A 20928-nucleotide genomic window follows, 5' to 3' on the forward strand; every position below is an offset into this window, starting at 1 on the left:
CCCTCACAAATGGGTATAAACGAAAAGCCGGCAAGTAGCTGCCGGCTTTTTATTGCTAATTCATTTTTCGAACAGTAAAAGAAAGAACAATCAAAATTCCCATGATTACCAAACAAACAGTTGAGCCAATAAGATTATTTGAATTTAAGAGAAATCCAATAAAAATGACACTTAAAGAGAGAATCGCAAAAATAGTAGTGAATGGAAATCCTTTTACCCGGAAAAATGGTTTGTTTTTATAATGTGGTCTTAGCTTTAACTGAGCTGCACAGATACTAATCCAAATTAACATCACTGTAAACCCTGGAATGGTCATTAGATAGCTAATCACCTGGTCCGGTGTGATATAGGCTAAAAAGATTCCGGCTAAAATACATGCACTTGTTATTAAAATCCCAGCTAAAGGGATTCCTGTTTTCGAAATTTTTAATAGATTTTTCGGTGCCACACCGCTTTGCGCCATTGAAAATAACGTTCTTGATGTAGCATAAATTCCGGAATTGGCCGCTGAAAGAACCGCGGTTAAGAGCACAAAGTTCATAATATGTGCAGCACCCGGCAGCCCGGTAATACTTAATACTTGGACAAAGGGACTATCTACATCTGATACCTTGTTCCATGGTATCATTCCACAAATGATGAGGATTGGAAAAATATAAAAAATAATGACCCGCCATACGGCACCTTTAATGATCTTTGGCAAAACTTTTTCTGTATCCTTTGTTTCCGTAACAGCCACCCCGATTAATTCTGCTCCGCCGTAGGAAAACATAACCACTAAAAAAGCGCTCGCGACTCCACTAAATCCATGGGGGAAAAAACCACCATGTTCCGTGTAATTGGAGAGAGGTTCACCAATTGAGCTTGGGATTACTCCTGTCAGAATCAAGATACCTAAGATTATAAACACCGTTAAAGCTAAAATTTTAATTCCGGCAAACCAAAATTCGAGTTCCCCATAGTATTTAACTTGAAATAAATTAATTCCCACAATTAATAAACCGCAAAAAAGACTTAAAAGCCATAATGGGGCAGAAGGGAACCAGAATTGCAGGAAACTACCTGCAGCGAGCAATTCAACCACAGTAACAATGATCCAATTTATCCAATAGAGCCAGCCAACAATGAACGATACTTTGAACCCAAATGCTTTATTCACTAAAAGCTGGACGTTTAAGTTAGGATAGGCAACCGCCATTTCTCCTAATGCCGCCATAATGATTAGCAATAATATTCCGCCAATAAAATAAGTTAACACGACACCTGGACCAGCGATATTTAATGTATCTGAACTTCCTTTGAAAATGCCGGTCCCAATCATCCCAGCTAAAGCCATAAACTGAACATGCCGCGGTAATAAACCCCTTTTTAATCCTTGTTGATTTTTCTCCAAGATGTTCCAACCCTTCTATTTTTAATAATTGTTCTTTTGTGCTTAAACGCTTTTATGTGTTAAAGAATTTTATAGTAATATAATATATTTTAATAGTTTGTAAATCAAGTAACTGAAAAGTCTGATATCTTTGTCGTGATGTTAAATAATTCACTTTAAGAATTTTTTTTGCCTGAAGGAAACTTTTTAGATATCGCGAATAAAATAATATTAAAATTGGAGGGTGATAGAAATGAATTCGACCCCGCGTATCCATAAAAAAATCTTAAAATATTCTTTCCTTTTTAAAATACTTGGCATCATAAATGACCAAGAATTTAAAGAGATAACGGGCGTGGATTTTTTACATGCTGACGTTAAAAGGTAAGTAGAGAACTTATTTTTTCGAATTTTTTTGCAGGAGATCGATCTCAAATAACTCAAAAAAATAGCACGCGAAATCATCGCGTGCTATTTTTTACATTATTTTATTATTCATAAATAATCTGTTTAAGATGTCATTTTCACTTTCTTTTCTGTGGTGGTCCATTTTCCGCGGCTTGGGCTAATGACCAAGTCATTATAGGCTAAGACATTTAAATCTCGTTGTATGGTGCGAGGAGTGATACCAAATTCCTCTACAAGTTCCTGCGTTGTCACAGTGCCATTATTGCGAATAAACATGTAGATACATTTGATGCGGTTTAACATCCGGTTAGTTGAAGGTTTCAAAGAACCACTCCCTATCCTTTTTTCAAACCTATGGCGAATTCCCTCTACCGACAGCCTCTTTGAAGAATGAATCTTCAAGAATATGTAGTTTCTTTTCCGCAGACATCTCCTTTACCTGGATCGTTTAAGTGGACACTTAGATGTCATACATCTAACCTTATTGTACCCACAATTTCTGAAAATTTCCACCATTATACATCATTTTGCAAAATAATCTTTTTAATAAAGGTTCTTTTCGTAAACTTTGTTGCTTTGGGAGCTTAATAATGTTCATTTACTAAGTTTGTAGGCAATTTTCGCAAATATTCATACGAAAAGATGCCACGAAGCATATAGTTAGACGGGTTGATGAACTTATACGAAAAACAACAATCTATGCGAAAATAGCCTTAATAAAAGATAGTGGTTACTCTCCCTCCTTCAAATTCTCTTAGTATAGAATATGGGGAATCAAGCTAGAAATATGATTAATTAATTGAATTTTTAGTAAATTTTTCAGAAAAAGGTAAAATCCATTCCAGATTTCGCATTTGTTATGAAAATTGATGATTTATGCCCGCACACTCGTGACTTCAGTCGTGAGTTAGGGCATATTTTTTTTGAAAATAAAAGTGTTTTACAGGACAAGTGTTCTGGTTTTTTGGTAAAATATTCTTAGCAAATGGAGGTGAGTCAAATGGCAAAAAGAAAAACAACCAAAGAAAAGAATGAAGAATTAGCTAAAGATGGTTTAAAACTACGTCATTATGGTCTCAAACTCCGAATGGAACCAAACAAAAAACAAAAGGAACAAATCCATCAAACAGCAGGATGTTCTCGCTTTGCCTTCAACTTCTATTTAGGCGAACGAAAAGAAGTGTATCGACTAACTAATGAAACATTAAGTGTAGGTGATTTTAAAAAATCATTTAATGTTCTAAAAGAACATCCTATGTTCAATTGGCTAAAAAAAGCTGACAAATTCGCCTTAGAAACAGCGATGGAATCTGTAGAAGATGCCTTTCAACGCTTTTTTAAAGGTCAAAATGGATTCCCAAAATTCAAATCCAAACATAAATCTGAACAAGGTTATACGACCAAAGAAACCAATGGAAATATTAAATTAGATATTCAAAACCAAATGGTTCAACTACCTAAGTTAGGGAAAGTAAAAATTCGTCTTTCAAAGAAACATTGTAAGATGTTTCAAGAAAATGGTTTAAAAGGAAAAATTAAAACAGCTACGATTAAATACCATAGTAGTGGTCAATATTACGTCTCCTTAAAAATTGAAGAAATAATCGATTTACCTGAAACAGTAGATTTTTCTACTGTTTCAGAAGATAAAATTATCGGATTAGATTTAGGATTAAACCACTTTTACATTGACTCCAATGGCAAAAAGGTCGATAATCCAAAGTTTTTAAAAACAAAACTAAAGAAATTAGCGAAACTACAACGTCAATTGAAAAACAAGAAAATTGGTAGTTCCAATTATAAAAAACTACAACAAAAAATAAGTAAATTGCATCTTCATATTGCCAATATACGTAAAGACTTTTTACATAAAGAATCTCGTAAACTAGTGAACGAAAACCAAATCATTGTTTTAGAAGATTTAAATGTAAAAGGTATGATTAAAAACAAAAAGTTAGCTCGCAGTATTGCGGATGTTAGTTGGTCCATGTATAAAACATTCGTTTCCTACAAAGCTGATTGGGCAAAGAAAAAAGTAATTCCTGTGGAACGTTTCTTTGCTTCTTCGAAGCAATGTAATGGTTGCAAAGAAAAACACCCTTATTATCTCTTTCTGACCGTGAATGGGTGTGTCCAAATTGCGGAACGAGATGTGAATGCAGCTAAGAATATTAAAGAGGAAGGTATACGTATTTTAAAAGAGCTATATTCTAACTTAAAAGTAGCCTAATTTTTAATTAACATATGTGTTTTCCCCACCGCAGGAACTGCGGGGTGTGCCTGTCAGCATCTCAAGATGCTGTTTGTCGAGCTTTTGGGCAATGGAGGGAGTGTAAGACGCTATATAACGTAGTGCAGTTCCCAGTGAAGCAGGAATCTCATGACTTTAGTCATGAGAAGTTCAAAAGATATTTGCAATAATAATATTGTCTTTACATATTATATTTGGTTTAGGAGGCATTCGAATTGACAAAGATTGATTGGATTAATGAAGTGGATAAAAGAAAAGAGGCACTCATTAAAGATGCACAGGGGCTACTACATATCAAAAGTTTATTAGATGAAGAAAATGCAACGCCAGATGCTCCGCTTGGAAAAGGCGTAAAAGAGGCACTAGAATACATGTTGACCCTGGGAGAAAAGGATGGGTTTATACCTAAAAACGTCGGCAATCTTGCCGGACACCTAGAGTTTGGTGAGGGAAAGGAATTATTAGGAATTCTTTGCCATGTCGATGTGGTTCCGGAAGGTGATGGATGGACAAGTGATCCTTACGCAGCAGAAATCCGTGATGGAAGAATCTATGCGCGAGGAGCGATTGATGATAAAGGACCGACCATGGCAGCTTATTATGCTATGAAAATTGTGAAGGAACTTGGTCTGCCGTTAAAGAAACGGATTCGTATGATTATTGGAACAGATGAAGAAAGCAATTGGCGCTGTGTGGAGCATTATTTTAAGCATGAAGAAATGCCATCACTTGGGTTTGCGCCGGATGCAGATTTTCCGATTATTAATGCGGAAAAGGGAATTTCCGACTTTGATATGATCCAAAAAGTTCCTGAACAGGGCAATGCAGATGCAAATGTTGAAGTTCAAACCTATTTCTCCGGGAAAAGATATAATATGGTTCCTGATTATGCAAAGGCAGTGATTCATGTCAAGGAGAGTCAAGCAGAGATCACTGAAAGGTTTTCAAATTTCATGAATCAATATGAACTTGAGCATCATTATTCCGTTGAAAAACAAGAACTTACTTTAGAAGTAAAAGGAGTTTCTGCCCATGGAATGGAGCCAAGAAACGGTAAAAATGCCGGACTGTTCTTATCGGAGTTTCTTTCAAAGCTCGATTTAGATGGAAAATCAGCCCAATATTTTCAATTTGTTTCCCGTTATTTCTTCGATGATTCAAGGGGAGTTCATTTAGGAGTCGCCTATTCGGATGATATTTCAGGAGAATTAACTATCAATCCTGGTAAGTTTTCTTATACAAAAGAGGCTGGTGGAACCATTGGAATGACGTGTAGATATCCTGTCACCAATAAAATGGACGCAACGAAAGAAAAATTGGATGTGCTGTTGAAAAATAAAGGTTTTGCGATTGAAAACTTTTCAGATTCTAAACCGCATCATGTGGATGAAAAGGATTTCTTAATCGAAACATTAAAGAGGGTTTATGTGGAGCAGACAGGTGAAAAAGCGGAACTGCTGGCAATTGGCGGCGGAACCTATGCACGTTCCCTTAAGTCAGGTGTAGCCTTTGGCCCCTTATTTCCGGGAAGACTGGATGTAGCCCATCAAAAGGATGAATATATCGATCTTGAGGATTTATTCAAAGCAACAGCCATTTACGCACAAGCAATCTATGAGTTAGCAAAAGAAGAATAGAGCAATACAAGTAAAAGACGTGTCAGCCAACCTCTGCTACACGTCTTTTTGATGATTATGTTGAAGTACTATATTGTTTGGAACGCAAACCTCTCAATATAGCCTTTAAAAAAAACAATTTATTTTTACTTTATCAGAATCTAAAATCGATTCTTATGGATTGTCCATGCGCATGGGCCTGTTGATTTCCGCTCCAGTTCCGTACTTCCGCAGGGGTCTACGCACCTTCCGCTCCAAACAACAGGAGGAAAATTATCTAGGTATTGGAACACACTTTTTCCAGCCATGCTAAGTGTGATGCAATCTTTTTTATATTTTGATAGGCTGCAGTAAGGAGAGCCTGTTCACTTACATTCTTCAATCCCCGTAACCGGCAATAGCGAAGCCCATGCAGCTCTTTTGAGTCTGCGAAACTCCGCTCAATTTTATTTCCTTTTTTTAAAGCATTTTTCTCGATTGAGATAAGCGATTGGAACTTACTTTTTCCTTTTACTCTTCCCATATATTGCCCAAACAAGTTGGTTTTCCCGTAAAAAGGGAAAAGAAAAGAGGTTTCATTGCCCAAACGAGCTGATTTACCGGTAAAAAGGGAAAAGAAAAGAGGTTTCATTGCCCAAACGAGCTAGTTTTCTCGTAAAAAGGGAAAAGAAAAGAGGTTTCATTGCCCGGATGAACTGGTTTACCGGTAAAAAGGGAAAAGAAAAGAGGTTTCATTGCCCGGATGAACTGGTTTACCGGTAAAAAGGGAAAAGAAAAGAGGTTTCACTGCCCGGATGAACTGGTTTTCCCGTAAAAAGGGAAAAGAAAAGAGGTATCATTGCCCGGATGAACTGGTTTTCCTGTAAAAAGGGAAAAGAAAAGAGGTTTCATTACACGGATGAGCTGGTTTTCCTGTAAAAAGGGAAAAGAAAAGAGGTTCCATTGCCCGAACGAGCTGGTTTACCCGTAAAAAGGGAAAAGAAAAGAGGTTTCACTGCCCGGATGAACTGGTTTTCCGGTAAAAAGGGAAAAGAAAAGAGGTTTCAATGCCCGGATGAACTGGTTTTCCCGTGAAAAGGGAAAAGAAAAGAGGTTTCATTGCCCAAACGAGCTAGTTTTCTCGTAAAAAGGGAAAAGAAAAGAGGTTTCACTGCCCGGATGAACTGGTTTTCCGGTAAAAAGGGAAAAGAAAAGAGGTTTCATTGCCCAAACGAGCTGATTTACCGGTAAAAAGGGAAAAGAAAAGAGGTTCCATTGCCCGAACGAGCTGGTTTACCCGTAAAAAGGGAAAAGAAAAGAGGTTTCAATGCCCGGATGAACTGGTTTTCCGGTAAAAAGGGAAAAGAAAAGAGGTTTCATTACCCGGATGAACTGGATTACCGGTAAAAAGGGAAAAGAAAAGAGGTTTCACTGCCCAAACGAGCTGGTTTTACAGGAAAAGGGAAAAGAAAAGTAGTCAGAAGTACTGCTCAAAAAATAAGTAAAAGTTGTAACACGGCAATATTGGTGGAGTGGTAGGTTTTTATTGAATACACTTGTTGATTGGAGTGGAAGGCGAGAAGACTCCTAGGAAATGCGATCGCATTTCCTTCGTGCGTGTGCGGATTCGAGGAAGCAATTCAATGTCCTGCGGGAGTATGGGGCAGGGGAGACCCGTACTCCCGCAGGAGCAAAGCGCCGAGGAGGCTCCCCGGCGCGCCCGCGAACCGCTTGCGCCTGGAGCGTAAATCAACAGACCTGTTGAACAGCCAATATTAACGGAATTATAATAAATTAACGCAGTGAATCGCTAAGGAATGCAAATGTAGAGAAGTAATAAAATCTATTGAAAGCTTTGTCGACAGCCTGAATTGATTATAATAATTACTAAAATAATGTAAAAAATATCGAAAACCTTTGGATTTTGTTTTTGGATACAAATGGATTAAAATCGACTAAAATTAAGTAAAGAAAGGATTTAGAAATGACCCATCAAACTCATTTTTTTTATGCTGTTCCTCTTCCAAAAGAAATAAAATTAATCATGAAGGATCATTGTGAAAAATTAAAACTCTCCCTTCCTTTTAACCGCTGGGTCCATCATGAGGATTTGCATATTACTTTAGCTTTTTTAGGATTTGCATCATTAGAACAACTGGAAAAATCAAAAGAATACGTTAGAAATGAACTAAGGGGAATCCATTCTTTTTCATTAAAAATCAACCAACTTGGAATTTTTGGACGTAAAGAATCTCCCCGCATTTTTTGGGGGGATACGATAAAAAGCGATGAACTTCAATCAGCTAGAAAAAAAGTATTTACAGCATGTGAGGATGCAGGCTTTCAACTCGAAACAAGACCTTTTCGTCCTCATATCACTCTTGCAAGAAAATGGTCAGGGGAGGAACCGTTTCAAAATGAAATGCTTGATGTTTGGCATGAACTGCAGCAGAATCCCCTTGCTTTTTTAGCGAGTGAAGTGGTTTTATTTCAAACCCATCTTCAGAAAACACCTAAATATGAAGTGAAGGAAATCTTTCCTCTAATCTAATAAAAAGGCTGATTCGGTATGAAAACCATCTACTTTATTATTAATCCGAAAGCAGGTAACGGGGCCTGTAAAAAAGTCTGGAGTAAGATTGAGAACCAATTAAAAGGCGAGCAAATACCCTATATCGCGTTTTTTACCGATTATCCAGGACATGCAAAAATACTTGCGGCGCAAATTGCAGTGCGAAGTAAGGAACAAACCATCATTATTGCAGTCGGCGGTGATGGAACCATGCATGAAGTGGTGAATGGAGTTGTACATTATAATAATATCACTCTTGGGTTTATACCGGGAGGATCAGGAAATGATTTTTCGAGAGGATTTCAACTTCCTTCTGAACCGGAGCTAGCCCTTAAAGTTTTAATCCGCTTGATACAAAAGGAAGCCGCCGTTGATATTGGGAAAATCGTAAGGGAGAATCAAGCTGATTGCTATTTTATAAACAATATGGGTGTTGGATTTGATGCACTAATTTCCTATGAAGTAAATCGTTCAAAGATTAAATCAGTTTTAAATAAACGATCCTTGGGAAGGTTAGTCTATGTTTATTTTTTATTGATTAAGCTTTTTACGTATAAACGTTCAACAATTCAGCTATCAATTGATGGTAAAAAGCATATATTTGAACATACATGGTTTGTCACAGTTTCCAATCAACCCTTTTATGGCGGCGGCATGAAGATTGCACCTGATGCCGAGCCGAATGATGGTGTTTTGGATATTACAGTTGTCCATCAATTATCAAGGCTAAAACTGTTGTTAGTATTTATTAGTGTTTTTTGGGGGAAGCATGTCCTTTTTAAGGAAGTTAAAAGCTTTAAAGGGAAGAACATTTTTATTCAATCCTCAAGCCCCCTTTATGCCCATGCTGACGGGGAACACATTGGTTATGTTCCATTAAAGATTCAGCTCAAATCAAAGGCATTAAAGATCGTGACAAGAAAACAACATTTAGAAGAAGTTGATTTGAAAGAGAGGGATTCGAATGATTTCCAGTGAACGAAATTTTCTTGCCTACTTGGATGAGATGAGGGTCATTACGATCCTTCTTCCTCTTTCATATCATCAAGATTTGTCCGCAACATTTTCGATAAGTGATGGATTTCAGACACAACCCTTAAAAATTTTGGAAAAAAGACGAATAGAAAATAATAATAAGTATGTTTGTCAGCTTTCAGATGAAATTTGTTTTGGAAAATTATATTGGATAATGGATGACCATGGCGGTAAAACTGATCTTCAAATTGGAGCAGTGATTCGTACGGATTTATTCGATGAAAAATTTTATTATGATGGGAACGACCTTGGGGTTAAGTGTAGGGACTCCTGCACTCAATTTAAACTATGGGCGCCGACAGCTACTCAAGTGAAAATTAAACTTCGCCCGCCTCAAGGTTCATATGCTGAAATTGTAAAAATGAAGCGTGAGGACAATGGTGTTTGGTCTGCAGCGGTCCATTGTGATTTAGAATATCATCACTATACTTTTCTTGTCCTGGTGAATCAAATATGGCAGGAGGCTGTTGACCCTTATGCTACAGCCGTTTCAGTCAATGGGGAGCATGGCGTAATTATTAAGCCGGAAAAGACGGCGAGGTCGAAAATCCCCTTGCCTGAATTGGAAAGTCCAGTCGACGCGATTATCTATGAAGCGCATATCAGGGATTTTACCGTTCACCCCAATAGCGGAGTCAAACATAAAGGACTTTACCTGGGGGCAGGGGAATTCGATACCAAAAGAAAGGAAGGAGACTTGACGGGACTATCCTATTTAAAAGATTTAGGGATTACCCATATTGAGTTTCTCCCTTTTCATGATTTTGCAGGGGTAGATGAATTAGAACCTCAAAAGGAGTATAACTGGGGATATAACCCTGTACATTTTAATGCTCCTGATGGCAGCTATGCTACAGACCCCGCTGATCCTTATTCGCGAATAACGGAATTAAAGCAATTAATTGACCATATACATCATGCCGGTCTAAAGGTAATTATGGATGTCGTTTATAATCATGTGTACAAACGTGAAAACTCCCCGTTTGAAAAAATTGTTCCAGGCTATTATTTTCGTCATAATGAATTTGGGATGCCATCAAACGGTACCGGAGTTGGAAATGATATTGCTTCAGAAAAAAGAATGGTCAGGAAGTTTATCCTCGATTCCATTCGGTTTTGGTTGGAAGAGTACCATGTCGATGGTTTTCGTTTTGACTTAATGGGAATTCTTGATGTGGAAACCATGTCTGAAATAAGAAATATGTGTGATCGATTGGCAAAGGGAATCCTGCTGCTTGGTGAAGGATGGAATTTAAATACACCCCTCCCCCTTGAAAATAAGGCGATTATTCAAAACCAATCCCAACTTCCTTCTATTGCCCAATTTAATGATAAATTTCGGGATACCATCAAGGGAAGTACCTTTAATTTATTTGATAAAGGATATGCTTTCGGAAATGAACATTATCATGAAGCAGCAGCCGAACTGATTGCAGGCAGTGTTGGAGTTTTCAAAAAGGAAAATAAGTTATTTAATGAACCCTCCCAAACCGTCAATTATGTGGAATGTCATGATAATCACACGATGTGGGATAAATTATTGGCATGCCATCGATCTGAGGATGAATCCATTCGAATGAAATATCATTTGCTTGCCACAGCTCTCGTTGTCGTGTCACAGGGAGTTCCGTTTCTTCATAGCGGTCAGGAATTCTTCCGCACGAAGCAAGGTGAGGGGAATAGCTATCGATCCCCTAATTCTATAAACCAACTGGATTGGAATCGAAAAAGCCAATATATAAAAAATGTCCAATATTTAAAAGGTTTAATAGAAATACGAAAAAAGTTATCCTGTTTCAGATTGCGAACCGCCGAGGAAATCCGCTTATCTATGAAACAAAATCCCCTTCACGCGCCGCTCATCAGCTTTGAATATCAAAATAATAATGGAGAATATCGTGAAGTGATTCTTGTGATAAATCCGCGGAAAAATGAAGAAATAATCAGCCTTCCAGAGGGAGCATGGGTTGTATTAGCCGACCATAATGAGACTGGTATTTCTTTAAGCAGAGGCATGTCCGGAGGGAAAATAAAAATTCAACCTATCAGTTTAAATATTTTTGCAAAAAAATAGATTCTTTAGATTTACTTGACGAAAAAAGCTCTTTGGGGATAAAATTTATTATGATGGCTATTGTGTGAAATGATATCAATAGCTTTTTTTATTTTTTGTTATTTAGGATAAATATTCTTAAATTTTTTAAAGCTGTGAAGTAGTACGGGAAAAAAGAACCTTCCAGCAGCAAGGATTTTACTTCGGAATAAAATGGGGAAGTATCCCATTAGAACGGTCATAATTGAAGGTGAACAATTTTGGAACATATACTTGGACAAGAATGGGAAATTGTCCCTGCTGGAGGAGCGACTGGAGAAGCTTTCTTTGCCCAGTATCAGGATCAAAAGCTTTTTCTGAAGCGTAATTCCTCTCCATTTCTTGCAGTCTTATCAGCTGAAGGCATTGTCCCAAAGCTTGTTTGGACAAAACGATTGGAAAATGGCGATGTTATAACGGCACAGCAATGGCTTTCCGGCAGGGAACTTAAACCGGCTGAAATGGATCAAGAAGCCGTCGCAAAGCTTCTAAAGAAAATTCATCGCTCAGAGCCAATGCTAGGCATGTTATGCCGCCTTGAAAAAACGGCAATGTCTCCTGAAATGATTTTTCAATCCGTGCAATCACAATTAGATTCAGAGGTCCTTGGATTACCGGAAGTTCAAAAAACGATGGACTTTTTAAAAGAAGAAGTATCAAATATTCATAGTGAGGAAAAGGTTGTTTGCCACGGTGATGTGAATCATAACAACTGGCTGCTTGACGAAAACAACCAGTTGTATTTGATTGATTGGGACGGTGCGATGATTGCTGACCCTGCTATTGATTTAGGATTACTTCTTTATTGGTATATTCCGGAAGAACGCTGGCACAAATGGTTGCCAATGTATGGGAAAATACTAACAGATGATTTAAGACTGAGAATGAAATGGTATGTGGCAATTCAAACTGTATCTTCCATTCAATGGCATAAAGATAAAAGTAGATTTCAGGAAATGGATAAGTGGGTAAAGTTTTTAAATGTCATTCTTTAATTATGAAAATTGATCAATATGACTGACCCATCCCGATAAGTTTTCTTGGTTTGATAAGATGTGCTGGTCTAAATCAGCGGTCTCGGCGCCGTTTTGACTGTATTGATAAACTTCCTGCAAAATGTTTTTTACATTTTGATCGACTTGCGTATTAACCATAAGGGATTTTACTAACCGTTCCAATTGTTCACATTCTGCAACCGATCCGCAGCAATCTGTTTGATGATTACTTAATATATCTTTTAGTAACGTAACTTGGTCTTGGTGACTTAATGGCATAGAGAAACACCCTTTCAAGTGATAATATAAAGAATTCACAGTTAGGTTGTGAATTCTTTTTTTGTTTATACATTGCAGTGCCTTACTGCATTTCCAAAAGATTCACCTTGCAAGCGGGAATCCTAGCATGGTATGGTTTGAACGAAAATATTTTTAGGAGTGTAAAGATGAGACTTCGAAATAAGCCTTGGGCAAGGGAGAAAATAGAGCAGCATCCACAATATATTGTTCCCAATCCGGAAGATTTTAAAGGAAGATGGAATGAAGCATTTGCGAAGAGCCAGCCGCTTCATATCGAAATTGGAACGGGTAAAGGCCGTTTTGTCACTGAAATGGCGAAAGCCCACCCGGATATTAACTATATGGGTATTGAAGTATATGACAGCGTGATTGTTGCAGCATTGGATCGCCTGATTGAAGCGGATTTACCGAACTTAAAGCTTTTAAATGTTAACGCAGCTGAATTAGAGAAATATTTTACAAAAAACGATGTCAGTCGAGTTTATTTGAATTTTTCTGATCCATGGCCAAAGGTTCGTCATGAAAAAAGAAGATTGACGTATAGCGACTTTTTGAAAAAATATGAAGATATTTTAGTTGATGGTGGAGAAATTCATTTTAAAACGGATAATCAAGGGTTATTCGAGTTTTCGTTAATGAGCTTTTCACAGTACGGTTTATTATTGAAATATCTCAGTCTTGATCTTCACAATAGTGATTATGAAGGCAATATCATGACCGAATATGAACAGAAATTCTCTGAAAAGGGAAATCGTATTTATCGTTGTGAAGTAAAATACCAAAATGAAGGAAAGGACAGTTCTTTATAAGGGCTGTCTTTTTTTGTTTTTCTAAATTATCAGATAATGGTAAAATAAAGGGAAGGAGGAGAGGACTGTGGAAAAATTACAAATTGGGAAGGTTTCATTGACCTGGCTTTCCGGTGGTGTTACAAACTTAGATGGCGGAGCGATGTTTGGTGTCGTCCCAAAAATGCTTTGGGCGAAAAAGTATCCTGCAAATGAAAAAAATCAAATAGAATGTCCAACAGACCCGATATTAATCCAAATGGAAGGGATGAATATATTAGTTGAGTCCGGAATCAGCAAAGGAAAATTAACGGAAAAACAATTGCGAAATTTCGGGGTAACAAAGGAATCAGAATTGGATTCATCTCTTGAACAAGCGGGATTAAAACCGGAAGAGATTGATTATGTTCTTATGACACATTTGCATTTTGATCATGCCGGCGGTCTGACAAAGCTTATTGACGGAGAATATATTTCAGCCTTTCCAAATGCGAAAATTATCACTTCTAAAATTGAATGGGATGAAATGCGTAACCCTAATATTCGTTCCAAAAATACGTATTGGAAGGAAAATTGGCAAGCGATTGAAAAACAGGTCATACCATTTGATGAAAAGTGGAACTTAGGTTCCCTCACCATGATTCATACGGGCGGTCATAGTAATGGTCATTCCATTTTACTAATAGAAGATGGCGATGAGGTAGCCATTCATATGGCGGATTTATTGGCAACCCATGCTCATCAAAATGTACTATGGGTTATGGCTTATGATGATTATCCAATGGATTCTATTTATGCAAAAGAAAAATGGCTGCCGTATGCCCTTGAAAAAAATGCATGGTTTACTTTTTACCATGATGCATTTTATCGTGCTGTTAAATGGGGGACAGATGGACAAATCACCGATGCAATTAAGAAAAGCTAAAAAAAGGACCGTATCTATTAATTAAATGATACGGTCCTTTTTCGTTATTGCTCATTAGATAATGAATAGACATCAATAATCGTACCGGTTGCTGCATCAGCAATAAATTCATATTGCTCTATTGTACCCTCATTATTTTTAGAGATACCGCCTTTATAGACTTGATAGTGGAGTTGTTGTTTTAAGTAGGGCACAGCTTCCATATGTATCCATGAACCGCTGATGGCTCCATTTTGTTTAAATTGTTTTTTTACATTTTCTAATACTTTCTCTGGTGAAACTGTTAATTTTTTTGAAATGATTTCTCTTACGGCTAAACTGCCTATTGCTCCAGCTGCTGCACCAAGGAAAAAGGATTTCCAATTCATAAATTACGCACCTCCGAATAGGAATTAAAAAAAGAATACGTTTTCAAGTAAGAATTCTCCTTTTAGTATATCGTATTAATTGGTCTGAACATAATATAACCATTGGCGATTTGAAATGTTGGTCATCTTGATAATGTTTCTGTAAAATAAAGCTATACATAAAAATACAATCTGATTTTAAGGAGCTTGAAAATGAACGAACAAACATTAAAGCTTTTTCAAACCTTGACAGAGCTTCCTGGTGCTCCTGGAAATGAACACCTTGTCAGGAAATTTATGAGGGAACAATTAACACCCTATGCGGACGAAATTATCCAGGATAATCTGGGGAGTATTTTTGGTGTGAAAAAAGGAAATGAAAATGGTCCTACCGTAATGGTAGCCGGACATATGGATGAAGTAGGCTTTATGGTTACCTCAATAACAGATAATGGGATGATTCGGTTCCAAACACTAGGCGGATGGTGGAGCCAGGTTCTTTTAGCACAACGCGTTCAAATTATGACGAAAAATGGCCCGGTCATTGGCGTAGTGGGTTCCATTCCTCCTCATCTACTCGATGAATCAAAGAAAAATAAGCCTATGGAAATAAAGAATATGCTGATTGACATTGGTGCGGATGATCAGGAGGATGCCAAGCGGATTGGCATTAAACCGGGGCAGGCGATTTTACCTATTTGCCCATTTACTCCGATGGCCAATGAGAAGAAAATCTTAGCAAAGGCTTGGGATAATCGTTATGGCTGCGGATTAGCGATAGAACTCCTTCAGGAATTAAAGGATGAAACTTTGCCAAATATTCTTTATTCCGGAGCAACGGTTCAAGAAGAAGTGGGATTAAGAGGGGCACAGACCGCTGCAAATATGATTCATCCTGATATCTTTTTTGCACTGGATGCGAGCCCTGCTAATGATATGTCTGGGAAAAAGTCAGAATTTGGCCAGTTAGGAAAAGGAACCTTGTTGCGAATCCTTGATCGCTCAATGGTTACCCATCGTGGTATGAGAGAATTTGTTCTGGATATGGCTGAAACGAATAATATTCCCTATCAATATTTCGTATCGCAAGGCGGGACAGATGCTGGAAGGGTTCACTTATCCAATGAAGGTGTTCCAAGTGCTGTTATCGGTATTTGCTCACGCTACATCCATACACATGCATCTATCATCCATGTAGATGATTATGCTGCGGCTAAAGAATTGCTCATCAAGCTTGTAAAAACTTGTGATCAATCCACAGTGAATTCAATCAAAGCAAACAGTTAAACATTATATGGGGCATAGTGTATGCCTCTTTTTTGCGAATAAGGAGATGCCAATACACCGATGAAAATCATAATAGGTACCGAAAATCCTGCTAAAATTACTGCGGTTAAAAATGCATTTGGTGAAACAGAGGCGGAGTTTCTCTCCTTAGATATCCAGTCAGGAGTAAGTGACCAGCCGTTTTCGGATGATGAAACGATTCAAGGAGCAATCAATCGGGCTGTGGGAGCACTAAAACAAGGAAATGGCGATATTGGCATTGGACTTGAAGGCGGCGTGCAAGAATCTAAACATGGTTTATTGATTTGTAATTGGGGAGCGCTAGCCGCAAAAGGCAGGGAACCCATTATTGCCGGAGGGGCAAGAATCCTGCTTCCTGAAGAAGTTGCGTCACGTTTGAGGGCGGGCGAAGAATTAGGACCCGTAATGGAGGATTTCGCCCATAAGGAGAATGTCCGAAAAAAAGAAGGCGCAATTGGAATTTTTACCGATGGTTTCATTAAACGGGATGAAATGTTTACTCATATCATGAACCTGCTCGTTGGGCAACACACCTATCAAACGAAGCAAAAAGGATGAAAATGGAGTAATGAGTAAAAATAATAGACTCTCGGAATAAATAAGCAATTCATCGAGAGGCTTGTAAAAATTTCACTGGGAATTCTGTCCGAAATATCTGAAGTAATTATAGGTTTCATTGTATTTTTAAAAATGTGTATGCCAAATAAACCTACATCTATCATTTTTAAAAAAAATCGACTAGGTGAAGGCTGTTTTCGTAAACTTTGTTGCTTTTAGAGAAGTGGTTGATTTCCGCTCCAGGATGCCCACGGAAAGCGAAGTGCCTGGAGCGGAAATCAACAGGCAAATTTAACAGAGTCTTTTTGTAAAAAGAAAAATCCCCCCTATACAAAGTAGGAGGAATTAAATTCAAGTGGTTTAAGAAAACACTTGAACCATCTGACTCGGCGAATGCCGAGAGTCTATAATAAAATTTGGAGGCAGTGAAAATGAAAAATTTAGAGTCTATGGAGCAATTTGAACAACTTCGGGATAACGGAAAAACGATTTTTATGTTTTCAGCCAACTGGTGCGGGGATTGCCGTTTCATTGAACCGGTCCTGCCTGAAATCGAAGAAAATTTTAAGGAATATACCTTTATTCATGTTGACCGTGATCAATTTATTGATCTTTGCCAGCAGCTTGATGTATTTGGGATTCCAAGCTTTATCGGTTTTGAAAACGGCAAAGAGCTCGGCCGCTTTGTGAGTAAGGATAGGAAAACTCAAGAAGAAATTGAAAACTTCATCAAGGGTCTAAAATAAAATGATTCACTCCTTCTCCTTTTGAGATGGAGTTTTTTCATGTTACAATAAGATGCGCATCTCCTTTTTAATGGAGGGATAAATGAAAATGGATAATAAAAAAATGCGAAAAGAATTAGAACAGCGATTGGCGGCTCCTGATCGGAACATAACGTATGACCGGGATAAAGATCAGCTTCGCATCGAAAATGCTGCAGCTGGAAAAGGGATTACGGTTTCTCTTCCAGGAATAATCGCTAATTGGCATACCAAAAAGGAAAAAGCGATTGATGAAGTGGTTTATTACGTTGAAGAAGGTCTGCGGGCTATGAAAAACAACGTCCAGTTAATAACCCATGAAAAAAAAATATTCCCCGTAATCCGTTCTGCATCATTTCCAATAGAAGCAGAAGAGGGTGTTCCATTTCTAATCGATGAGCATACGGCAGAGACGAAAATTTATTATGCCATTGATATGGGAAAAACCTATCGTTTAATTGATTCACGTGTCATGGAAAATGAGGGATGGGAAGCAAATCGGATAAGAGAAATTGCATTATTTAATGCGAGGTCTCTTCCAACCCCTGTAAAAGAAGATACAGTTGCTGGAAATGTATTTTATTTCCTCAACACAAATGATGGTTACGATGCCAGCCGGATTTTAAATAAAGGCTTTTTAAATGAGATGCAAAAGAAAGTTTCAGGAACAATGATCATAGCTGTACCGCATCAGGATGTGCTGATCATTGCCGATATTCGTAATGACAGGGGCTATGATGTTTTAGCACAAATGGCAATGAGCTTCTTTGCAAATGGCCATGTGCCGATCACGGCATTGTCATTTTTGTACGAGGATGGGGAATTAGAGCCAATTTTTATTTTAGGAAAAAATAAGTGAAAAAATGAGGAAGGATCACAACCAAAAAGTGGTCTTTTTTCATTTGTCTTTTACGAATCACTACCTATTCCACTATATTTCGACTGAATCATAGATTTTTTGTCGAAATATTATTAAATACTGCTAAAATAGAATAATAGATGAAAGTAGAAAGAGTGATAGTTTTGAGCTGGTTCCAAAACTTTTTTCAAAGGTTTAAAAATGATGAAGAAGATGAAGAGGATTTCGAATATAACCCGAATCAATCTAGAGTACATAATGAAATGAGAGACCTTCCTTCTTTGAAAAATAAGGAAGGCGGGAGGGAAATAGAGGCACGTATTTCTTACCAATATCCGAAAGGGAGAATTCGTTTACCCATTATAAAAGAAGAAAAATTAATCACCAAAAAAGAAGAAAGCTCAAAAAAGAAAACAGAAAGACATCAGAAAAGGAAAGAGCCGGAGCATACCGAGGTTCAGCAAGAGAAAAGTGTTGCACCTAAAATACAAAAAGAACAGCAGCAAAAAAAGAGCAGACCTTTTCATGCAACTGAAATTCCTTCCCCGGTTTTTGGATTCAGAAAACCAGTGAAAACGAGCAGCCCATTGATTGTCGAGCATGAACTGACTCATTTTATAAAGGAAGAGACTCAAATCTCCAAAAATGATCAAAACATTACGAAAGAGGATCAGGTTCCACCACAGAAACAAAATGAAAATCCTGTTATCCTAGTAACAGAACCAGAACCTAGTCCGCTAGTGGAGGAGATTAAAAAAGAGGAAAATCTACTACACTTGGAGTCATCCTTAAACGTTCCAGACTTGATACATGATCGTGATAAAGAGACCTTATCCGTTCAACCTGATGAATCTAACAACTCTCCACAAATGAACGAAGAAACCATTAAGGTGCAGACAGAGAACCCAAATCCAAAACGATCCCATTTACCATTCAATGTCATGATGTTAAAGCAGGATAAGCAGAAATGGGAAGAAAGAAAAATTCAAAGAAAAATGGGCCAAAATTCGATAATGCCGTTTGAGATGAACAAACCGGCAGAAATGGTTAAGGAAATACCAGTGGTTCATGAGAAAATCAAGGAAGAACCGATTTACCAAATAGATAACGCCGCACCGAAAGAAGAGGCAAGTGCTCCTGATGAAACCGAGACCTTTAAAGAAGTGGCTATTGCGGAAGCGGATGTCTATCAATTTCCTATGTTTTCTTTGTTAAGCCCGCCGGTTATGATTGAAAAAGACACTGTGTGGATTGAAACCCAACAAGAATTACTAAATCAAACCTTGCAAAATTTTAATGTAGGGGCAAAAGTAGTGAATGTAACACAAGGACCAGCCGTAACCCGCTTTGAGGTTCAGCCCGAGCCGGGTGTCAAGGTTAATAAAATTACAAACCTTAGCGATGATATTAAATTAAGTCTGGCTGCCAGAGATATCCGGATTGAGGCTCCTATCCCAGGGAAGCATACGATTGGTATCGAAGTTCCTAATCAGAAATCACGACCAGTATTCATTAATGAAATTATCCAAAGCAATGTTTTTAAGGAATCAAGTTCCCCCTTAACGGCTGTATTAGGGCTCGATATTTCAGGAAAACCAATTGTGACTGATTTGAAGAAAATGCCGCACGGCTTAATTGCCGGAGCGACGGGATCGGGAAAAAGTGTTTGTATAAACACCATCCTAGTTAGTTTATTATTTAAAGCCAGTCCTGAAGATTTAAAGCTATTGCTGATTGACCCTAAAATGGTAGAGCTCGCCCCTTATAATCGAATCCCCCATCTGGTCAGTCCGGTTATTACAGATGTAAAAGCGGCAACAGCTGCATTAAAATGGGCTGTCGAAGAAATGGAAAGACGCTATGAGCTTTTTGCGCATACAGGTGTACGTGACATCAACCGCTTTAACGAGCTAGCGATGGAACATAAGAGATATTCCGACAAGCTTCCGTTTATAGTCATTATCATTGATGAATTGGCTGATTTAATGATGATGTCACCGGCGGATGTGGAGGAAGCCATTTGCCGAATAGCCCAAAAGGCAAGAGCTTGTGGAATACATTTAATTGTGGCTACTCAAAGACCTTCTGTAGATGTTATAACAGGGCTAATTAAAGCAAATATTCCAACACGAATTGCTTTTTCTGTTTCCTCACAAGTTGATTCACGAACCATTATTGATATAAGCGGGGCTGAAAAATTGCTTGGGCGGGGGGATATGCTCTTTTTAGAAAATGGTTCATCGAAGCCTGTCCGTTTGCAAGGAACATATGTTTCTGATGAAGAAATTGATCTTGTCGTTGCCCATGTAAGAGAGCAGCAGGAACCGGATTATTTATTTGAACAAGAAGAACTTTTAAAGAAGGCGCAGGTTACAGAGGAGGAGGATGAACTTTTTTATGAAGCCTGTGAGTTTATCATTGACCAAGGTACGGCATCAACCTCCAGTTTGCAGCGCCGCTTTAAAATCGGGTACAACCGTGCAGCAAGATTAATGGATATGATTGAAGCAAACGGGTTTATTTCAAGCGCAAATGGAAGTAAACCACGTGAAGTTCTAATTACGGCATCGGATATAGAATCCATTCATGAGGCAAATTTAAATCGATAATCCCAATATTCTTTGAAACTGTAAATAATGTATGAAATAAAAGTAATAAGTTCTTAAATAGTTTTTAAGAACGAAGAGTGTTATAATAAATAAATGTGATTACAATGAGAATGTGGTTAACTTTTTATGTCTAGCTCCAGCGCCTGAGCA

General features: G+C 37.9%; 19 protein-coding genes and 1 pseudogene. 15 read left to right on the top strand and 5 right to left on the bottom strand.

The annotated features are described in order from the left end of the window. Positions 1-55 precede the first annotated feature (55 nt). Entirely contained in the window at positions 56-1393 is a 1338-nt protein-coding gene (locus J2Y67_RS14525; protein WP_310175194.1) for an amino acid permease, read from the bottom strand. A 489-nt stretch (positions 1394-1882) separates the two neighbouring features. Next, positions 1883-2104, bottom strand: coding sequence for a DeoR family transcriptional regulator (locus tag J2Y67_RS14530; RefSeq protein ID WP_071358441.1), 222 nt, complete (start codon positions 2102-2104; stop codon positions 1883-1885). Positions 2105-2780: 676 nt separating this feature from the next. Here J2Y67_RS14530 and J2Y67_RS14535 point away from each other — a divergent pair. Together J2Y67_RS14535 and pepV are read left to right on the top strand one after the other, a co-directional pair. Continuing rightward, positions 2781-4010, top strand: coding sequence for an RNA-guided endonuclease TnpB family protein (locus J2Y67_RS14535; RefSeq protein WP_310175200.1), 1230 nt, complete (start codon positions 2781-2783; stop codon positions 4008-4010). Positions 4011-4246: 236 nt separating this feature from the next. Continuing rightward, on the top strand, positions 4247-5668 hold the full coding sequence (gene pepV / locus J2Y67_RS14540; protein WP_310175202.1) for a dipeptidase PepV: 1422 nt from the start codon (positions 4247-4249) through the stop codon (positions 5666-5668). A 256-nt stretch (positions 5669-5924) separates the two neighbouring features. Here the strand turns inward: pepV and J2Y67_RS14545 are convergent. Then, positions 5925-6098, bottom strand: a pseudogene (locus tag J2Y67_RS14545) (transposase); the annotation flags it as partial. Positions 6099-6277: 179 nt separating this feature from the next. On the opposite strand from J2Y67_RS14545, the gene J2Y67_RS14550 reads away from it, so the two are divergent. The 6 genes from J2Y67_RS14550 (at position 6278) to J2Y67_RS14575 (ending at position 12320) form a co-directional block, all read left to right on the top strand. Further along, positions 6278-6409: a hypothetical protein gene (locus J2Y67_RS14550; RefSeq protein WP_310175205.1), complete on the top strand. Its 132-nt coding sequence runs from the start codon at positions 6278-6280 to the stop codon at positions 6407-6409. Between the two features lie 440 nt (positions 6410-6849). Then, a complete protein-coding gene (locus tag J2Y67_RS14555) occupies positions 6850-6981 on the top strand; it encodes a hypothetical protein (protein WP_310175206.1) in 132 nt (43 codons plus the stop codon). 629 nt (positions 6982-7610) lie between these two features. Next, the gene (gene thpR / locus J2Y67_RS14560) at positions 7611-8177 is read left to right on the top strand and encodes an RNA 2',3'-cyclic phosphodiesterase (protein ID WP_310175208.1); all 567 of its coding nucleotides are present in this window, start codon (positions 7611-7613) and stop codon (positions 8175-8177) included. A gap of 18 nt (positions 8178-8195) precedes the next feature. Further along, complete coding sequence (locus J2Y67_RS14565; RefSeq protein ID WP_310175210.1) at positions 8196-9176, top strand: diacylglycerol/lipid kinase family protein; 981 nt, start codon at positions 8196-8198, stop codon at positions 9174-9176. Continuing rightward, entirely contained in the window at positions 9163-11307 is a 2145-nt protein-coding gene (gene pulA, locus J2Y67_RS14570; RefSeq protein ID WP_310175212.1) for a type I pullulanase, read from the top strand. Before J2Y67_RS14565 ends, pulA begins: the two co-directional genes overlap by 14 nt. 239 nt (positions 11308-11546) lie before the next feature. Next, the gene (locus J2Y67_RS14575; RefSeq protein ID WP_310175214.1) at positions 11547-12320 is read left to right on the top strand and encodes a phosphotransferase family protein; all 774 of its coding nucleotides are present in this window, start codon (positions 11547-11549) and stop codon (positions 12318-12320) included. On the opposite strand, the gene J2Y67_RS14580 is transcribed toward J2Y67_RS14575, so the two are convergent. Further along, the gene (locus J2Y67_RS14580) at positions 12321-12599 is read right to left on the bottom strand and encodes a YtzH-like family protein (protein ID WP_310175216.1); all 279 of its coding nucleotides are present in this window, start codon (positions 12597-12599) and stop codon (positions 12321-12323) included. Positions 12600-12766: 167 nt separating this feature from the next. Here J2Y67_RS14580 and trmB point away from each other — a divergent pair, with 167 nt between their 5' ends. Together trmB and J2Y67_RS14590 are read left to right on the top strand one after the other, a co-directional pair. After that, complete coding sequence (gene trmB / locus J2Y67_RS14585; RefSeq protein ID WP_310175218.1) at positions 12767-13429, top strand: tRNA (guanosine(46)-N7)-methyltransferase TrmB; 663 nt, start codon at positions 12767-12769, stop codon at positions 13427-13429. 67 nt (positions 13430-13496) lie between these two features. Then, positions 13497-14333 carry a YtnP family quorum-quenching lactonase gene (locus tag J2Y67_RS14590; RefSeq protein ID WP_310175220.1) on the top strand — a complete coding sequence of 279 codons (837 nt, stop codon included), beginning with the start codon at positions 13497-13499 and terminating at the stop codon, positions 14331-14333. Between the two features lie 44 nt (positions 14334-14377). Here the strand turns inward: J2Y67_RS14590 and J2Y67_RS14595 are convergent, their stop codons facing one another. Continuing rightward, positions 14378-14701 (bottom strand): PepSY domain-containing protein, encoded by a 324-nt coding sequence (locus J2Y67_RS14595; RefSeq protein ID WP_310175222.1) that lies wholly within the window; start codon positions 14699-14701, stop codon positions 14378-14380. A 192-nt stretch (positions 14702-14893) separates the two neighbouring features. Here J2Y67_RS14595 and J2Y67_RS14600 point away from each other — a divergent pair, with 192 nt between their 5' ends. The 5 genes from J2Y67_RS14600 (at position 14894) to J2Y67_RS14620 (ending at position 20778) form a co-directional block, all read left to right on the top strand. Then, a complete protein-coding gene (locus J2Y67_RS14600; RefSeq protein ID WP_310175224.1) occupies positions 14894-15967 on the top strand; it encodes a M42 family metallopeptidase in 1074 nt (357 codons plus the stop codon). 60 nt (positions 15968-16027) lie between these two features. After that, a complete protein-coding gene (locus J2Y67_RS14605; protein ID WP_310175225.1) occupies positions 16028-16546 on the top strand; it encodes a DUF84 family protein in 519 nt (172 codons plus the stop codon). 431 nt (positions 16547-16977) lie between these two features. Beyond that, positions 16978-17292, top strand: a complete 315-nt coding sequence (locus J2Y67_RS14610) for a thioredoxin family protein (RefSeq protein ID WP_310175227.1) — start codon at positions 16978-16980, stop codon at positions 17290-17292. An 82-nt stretch (positions 17293-17374) separates the two neighbouring features. After that, the gene (locus tag J2Y67_RS14615; RefSeq protein WP_310175229.1) at positions 17375-18169 is read left to right on the top strand and encodes a DUF1444 domain-containing protein; all 795 of its coding nucleotides are present in this window, start codon (positions 17375-17377) and stop codon (positions 18167-18169) included. Positions 18170-18333: 164 nt separating this feature from the next. Then, entirely contained in the window at positions 18334-20778 is a 2445-nt protein-coding gene (locus tag J2Y67_RS14620; protein WP_310175231.1) for a DNA translocase FtsK, read from the top strand. The last annotated feature ends 150 nt before the right edge of the window (positions 20779-20928 follow it).

The organism is Neobacillus niacini (assembly GCF_031456445.1).
Taxonomy (GTDB): Bacteria; Bacillota; Bacilli; order Bacillales; family Cytobacillaceae; genus Neobacillus; species Neobacillus niacini_I.

What these genes read in the sequence shown, in the direction of transcription:
- J2Y67_RS14535 (WP_310175200.1), top strand. Translation starts at nt 2,781, where the DNA reads ATGGCAAAAAGAAAAACAACCAAAGAAAAGAATGAAGAATTAGCTAAA.
- J2Y67_RS14595 (WP_310175222.1), bottom strand. Translation starts at nt 14,701, where the DNA reads ATGAATTGGAAATCCTTTTTCCTTGGTGCAGCAGCTGGAGCAATAGGC.
- pulA (WP_310175212.1), top strand. Translation starts at nt 9,163, where the DNA reads ATGATTTCCAGTGAACGAAATTTTCTTGCCTACTTGGATGAGATGAGG.
- J2Y67_RS14615 (WP_310175229.1), top strand. Translation starts at nt 17,375, where the DNA reads ATGAAAATGGATAATAAAAAAATGCGAAAAGAATTAGAACAGCGATTG.
- J2Y67_RS14610 (WP_310175227.1), top strand. Translation starts at nt 16,978, where the DNA reads ATGAAAAATTTAGAGTCTATGGAGCAATTTGAACAACTTCGGGATAAC.
- J2Y67_RS14600 (WP_310175224.1), top strand. Translation starts at nt 14,894, where the DNA reads ATGAACGAACAAACATTAAAGCTTTTTCAAACCTTGACAGAGCTTCCT.
- J2Y67_RS14565 (WP_310175210.1), top strand. Translation starts at nt 8,196, where the DNA reads ATGAAAACCATCTACTTTATTATTAATCCGAAAGCAGGTAACGGGGCC.
- thpR (WP_310175208.1), top strand. Translation starts at nt 7,611, where the DNA reads ATGACCCATCAAACTCATTTTTTTTATGCTGTTCCTCTTCCAAAAGAA.
- J2Y67_RS14580 (WP_310175216.1), bottom strand. Translation starts at nt 12,599, where the DNA reads ATGCCATTAAGTCACCAAGACCAAGTTACGTTACTAAAAGATATATTA.
- trmB (WP_310175218.1), top strand. Translation starts at nt 12,767, where the DNA reads ATGAGACTTCGAAATAAGCCTTGGGCAAGGGAGAAAATAGAGCAGCAT.
- J2Y67_RS14605 (WP_310175225.1), top strand. Translation starts at nt 16,028, where the DNA reads ATGAAAATCATAATAGGTACCGAAAATCCTGCTAAAATTACTGCGGTT.